The sequence below is a fragment of the Pseudomonas sp. NMI542_15 genome (assembly GCF_021283425.1).
Classification (GTDB): Bacteria; Pseudomonadota; Gammaproteobacteria; order Pseudomonadales; family Pseudomonadaceae; genus Aquipseudomonas; species Aquipseudomonas fortuita.
The window spans coordinates 1-4890 of the sequence record NZ_JAJSRO010000049.1; the positions used below are offsets into that span (position 1 = coordinate 1).

The following is a 4890-nucleotide window of genomic DNA, read 5'->3' on the forward strand; positions in this document are numbered from 1 at the left end:
AAGCAGTTGAACACCTGGGTCAGTTTTCAGTCGGCAGAACAGCCTCTACTGGGTCAGTTTTCGGTCAGCGGCAACACCCTGGCCCGCTACTCGTCCCCCGAGGGACACCTGATCTGCGACTACCGCTATGGCCTGAGGGAGGCCATTGCCGACGGGGTGTGCCGCGCGCCCCGCATCGTCCTTCTCGATAACCAGAAGGTGAAGCTAACTGAAGAACTGGAGACCGAGAGCACCGTCAGGCTGTTCCCCAGCATCGCCAAGCTGCTTGGTGAATCCCCCGTCACCTTCGAAGAGCTGTTGCGCCATGACGAGGTGATCGACCAACTGCTCGGCCTGGGATGCGCCAAGCTGGATGAGCTTCGCCAGATCAAGCCGGATGCAGCCGGCCTGGTGGTCGCCACCGATATTGAGCACGCCCAGCAGATTGTCCAGGCTCTGGAAGCCAGCGGGGAAGGTTGCCGCGTAGTGACCAACCGGACTCCGAATGCCCAACAGGTGATCAATGCGTTCAGGCACAGTGATTGCCGCTGGATCGTCGCTGTTGGGATGATCAGCGAGGGTACGGATATCCCCCGCCTGCAGGTGTGCTGCTACCTCAGCCGCATCCGTACTGAGCTGCACTACCGGCAAGTCCTGGGGCGCGTGCTGCGGCGGATGGGCGAGTCCGATGATCAGGCTTGGCTGTTCATGCTGGCGGAGCCAACATTGCGGCGCTTTGCGGAGCGCATTGCGGATGATCTGCCGGATGACCTGGCAGTGCTGAGCCGGGTGAAGATGCCCGCTGCCTCTTCTGGTTCGATGGCTGGTGGGATGGGGGCTACCTGCGATATCGATGGCTGCGGTGGAGGCGAGGCCGGGCAAAGTCTTGGTGCAGGTTTGGCGGGTGCCTACTCGCTGGGGGATTTTGCTGCTGAGCCGAGCTATCAGGTCAGTTTTTCTCAGCACTATCGGCAGTTGTTGTTGGCTTGCCTCTGATGGTCGGTAAGCAGTTAGCCCCAACTAGGGTGAGGCTGCCCGAAGTCTGACCGAGCCAACACAGGCCAGTCACCAGCCTTTCACCAATTCCGCGCCGAGCGGCCCAATGCGCTCTCGGGGCGTTCAGCTATTCGCGAAAGGCATCTCTTGGCCGATAGCTGGTCCGCTTTGTGCCACAAGCGGACGTTAAGTCGGTGAGTTATCTGTCTTGGCAAATCGGTTTGGGCCTAAGCCCTCGCTACACAGGAAATGGCGGCAACAACCTGGCCAGCAATAAAAAGCCGCCTTGCGGCGGCTCTATCCCTAAAGCAGTCATGCCCAAACTGGACGGTCAAAGGGAGGATTTCACTAAACAGGCTCTACTTATCGCTCCAGGGTTACCGGGGCCTGCGGGGCAATGTTCACCTTGAGTTCAAAGATGTCCGGCCGGGCATAATGGCCGACGACATCAAAGTCCAAGTTGGCTTGGCTAAGCAGATCCATATTGAGGTCTGCATAGATTTCTGTCTCGCAGTCGAACACCGGCCCTGCCAGTACTTCTCCGAGCGGACTTACAACCATGCTGCCCCCTCGCATCACGTAATCGTCCTCGTTGAACTCCAGGCCGAATGCATCGCGGTGCTGTTGTGGGTATTCACCAAGACGGATTGCCTGGCAGGCTGACAACACATAAACACGCCCTTCAAGAGCAATGTGCACCATGGAGCTGGCCCAGGACGGACGGTCATCTGCTGTCGGGGCGCAGTAGATCTGAACACCCTGGGCATACATGGCCTGGCGTAGTGCTGGCATGTAGTTCTCCCAGCAAATCACGCTCCCCAGGACGCCAAAATCAGTTTCTACAGGCTCGATTGTCGAGCCATCACCGAAGCCCCAAATTAGTCGTTCCTGGCCGGTGGGCATCAGCTTGCGGTGGTAACCGGCAATACCCCGGCCTGGGGCGATGGTGACCGCGGTGCAGTAAAGGGTGCGACCGAAGCGCTCGATTACACCAATCACAGTGGTAACCCCTGTGTGCTCGACACTTTCAGCAAGCAATGCCAGTTCCGGCCCATCCAGCGTCACAGCCCCATCGACATAGCGTTGGTACAGCTCACGCCCGCTGATGCTGCGATTACCCACTACGCTACCGAAAGCTATCCCCTTGGGATATCCGCCAATGAACGCTTCAGGGAATACGGCCAGCCTTGCACCTTGATCTGCTACGCGCCGCAGAATTGTGGAAGCCTTTTCAACGCTGGCTGCAGGATCATAAGGAACAGAGGCGGCCTGGATGACTGCAATTTTGGTCATGAAAAACTCCTGAGGGCAGTAAGAACCTAGAAACGTGTGATGTCGTTGTCGCGGGTTTCCGGCAAGGTCTTCCACAGCACGATGAGGCATGCCAGCGAGACGGCTGCTAGATAGGCGGCAGGGATGTTCGCGTCGCCAGCCTGGCTAATCAGGGCGGCGGCAATGAAGGGGCCTGGGCCTGCGAGTGTCGCCAGGGCCAGGTTGTGACCGAGCGCTGCTCCCGTGGAGCGGATGGACGCTGGAAAGACTTCAACCAGCAGCACCACATCCATCACCGCAGTTACAGCCACAAGTAGTCCCAGAACGATCAATCCTGCGAGGATTGCCACTGGGTTGCCGGTGTTGAGCAGCAGGAAGATTGGATAGGCCAGTACAGAGAGTGCGGCAGCAGCACTGAGCAGCAGCTTGCGTCGCCCGATGCTGTCGCTGAGCCGGCCGATCAGTGGATTGGCAATGACATAGACAACCAGCGCGATGCTGCACAGCCATAGTGCATTGCTTCGTGGTAGCCCAACGGTAGTGACCAGGTGGTTATTGGCGTAGGTGATGAAGTAGTAGAGCGAGACGCCGAACAGCGCTGAGAAGGCGAAAGTAGTGATGAAGGCGCGACGGTGTACAGACTTGCTCGGTGCTTCGAACTGTTGTGAATCGCGTTGACGTACCAGCTCTTCATACACGGGGGTATCACCCAGCTTCCGGCGGATGAAGATGGCGATACCGGTCATCACGATGGAGGCAACGAATGGGATCCGCCAGCCCCAGGACGCCAGTTGCTGGTCATCGAGTGTTGAGGTGAGGCTCGCGGCGGTGAACGTACCAAACAAGAAGGCCAAGCCAGCCGTTCCAGTGATAACGCTGGCTGCCGTCGCGCGGCGGTTGGACGGAGCACTCTCTACGATGTAGATACCTGCGCTAGACCATTCGCCCCCTACCATCATGCCTTGCACGAAACGCATGACGATCAGCAAGACAGGTGCAGCGATACCGATTGCCTCATAGGTGGGCAAAAGTCCGATGATCGTGGTGCACACACCCATACCGAAGACAGTGATGATAAGCACCGCGCGGCGACCGAGGCGGTCACCGATGGGCCCCAGAATCAATGCTCCAAATGGTCGCGATACGAAGCCTACGGCGAACACTGCCAGCGACGACAGCAGCGATACACCTGGGGCGCTAGAGGGGAAGAACAACATACCGATCACGGCAGCGAAGTAGCCGTAGATGGCGAAGTCGAACCACTCCATGAAGTTGCCGATACCCACCGCGATTGCACGCTTGCGAATGTCTGACTGCTCACCCTTGGTATGGATACTGCTTGGATTTACTTTTTTATTAATTGCGTCCACGGTGCTCCCCAGCTTTTCTTAGGTGTGTATGGGCAGCAGACTATGAATCCTCTCGGCCGCAGAGCAAACGATTAGAAAATATGAGCCGGATTAGTGTACGTAATATCTCGAGAATTGATCTGAACCTGCTGCTGACGTTCCACTGCCTGATGACCGAGCGCAGTGCCACCCGAGCCTCGGCCATGCTGCATGTGACCCAGGGGGCAGTTAGCTCGGCGTTGCGTCGTTTGCGTGAGCATTTCGGAGATGAGCTCTTTATCCGCACCGCTTCCGGAATGCAGCCAACCCGTAGGGCGATGGAGCTGGCGCCGAAGATCGCCGAGGCCCTTACGTCTATCTCAGGCGTGCTTGGGGCAGAGCCGGATTTCTCCGCACACGACTCGAGCTACATTTTCAACATCGGTCTGTCCGATGATATTGAGGCCTATCTCGCTCCGCGGATCGTTAACGCCGCAGCGGATCAGGGGCTGGGAGTGAGCTTTTCGTTCCATCAGAGCAACAGCTCACTGTGGAAACAGTCGCTACAAGATCCGGACATGGATCTAGTGATTTGCAGCGAGCCGAAAGACTTCAGCAGCGGGTATTCATCCAAGGTGCTGTTTTCCTCGTCATACTCCTGCTTGTACCTGCCTGGCGCAGACAACGCAGGCACACCTATCGGCCTGGAGGAGTACTTCGAGGCAAGCCATGTGCGAGTTTCCTATGACGGCCGCCGCGGCTTTATCGACGACATGTTCGAAGCGGCGGGCTATTCGAGGCGTGTTATAGCCTCATTCACCCACTTCAGTGGCGCGCTCACCACGTTGATCAGCAGCGGCGCGATAGCCACAATTCCCACGTTCGCCGCCGAGAGCTATTCGGCCATGACTCGGCTAAGTATTTGTCCGGCGCCGATTCCGGTTCCATCATTTCGATGCTTCATGGTTTGGGACATTGCCAAGAACAGTAAGCCTCAGCACGAATGGCTGCGGCTATTCATCGGGCAGCTGACACAGAAGCTTGCTTAGACTTGGTCGCAGGTAGCCAGGAGTTACGGGAAAAAGGGGGCGGATTTATTGGAATCATCGACCGCTTCTGACCGATTTGTGCCGGTCGTCAAGGACCGCTTCGGATCACTCTCAACCGGATCGCGGGCCAGCTGATTTGCTAAAAACCCGCGCCAAACTCAACGAAGGATTTCGCATGATCCGTTTTTTTTGGTTCTTCGCGGAGTCTGGGGGAAGAGCGAGTTGACAGTCAGGGAAGCAGGTAAATTGGCAGTCGCCAAACACAC

Annotated in this window: 4 protein-coding genes; 2 read left to right on the plus strand and 2 right to left on the minus strand. The window is 57.5% G+C overall.

Annotated elements, in window-relative coordinates:
* Positions 1–975, plus strand: a 975-nt coding sequence (locus tag LU684_RS30225; RefSeq protein ID WP_256805147.1) for a DEAD/DEAH box helicase, incomplete at its 5' end; no start/stop codon positions are given.
* 363 nt (positions 976–1338) lie between these two features.
* On the opposite strand, the gene LU684_RS30230 is transcribed toward LU684_RS30225, so the two are convergent.
* Both LU684_RS30230 and LU684_RS30235 read right to left on the minus strand, forming a co-directional pair.
* A complete protein-coding gene (locus LU684_RS30230; RefSeq protein WP_003464945.1) occupies positions 1339–2268 on the minus strand; it encodes a carbon-nitrogen hydrolase family protein in 930 nt (309 codons plus the stop codon).
* Positions 2269–2294: 26 nt separating this feature from the next.
* Positions 2295–3617, minus strand: a complete 1323-nt coding sequence (locus LU684_RS30235; RefSeq protein WP_049273832.1) for an MFS transporter — start codon at positions 3615–3617, stop codon at positions 2295–2297.
* Positions 3618–3697: 80 nt separating this feature from the next.
* Here LU684_RS30235 and LU684_RS30240 point away from each other — a divergent pair, with 80 nt between their 5' ends.
* Positions 3698–4624 (plus strand): LysR family transcriptional regulator, encoded by a 927-nt coding sequence (locus LU684_RS30240; RefSeq protein ID WP_003464940.1) that lies wholly within the window; start codon positions 3698–3700, stop codon positions 4622–4624.
* Positions 4625–4890: the final 266 nt, after the last annotated feature.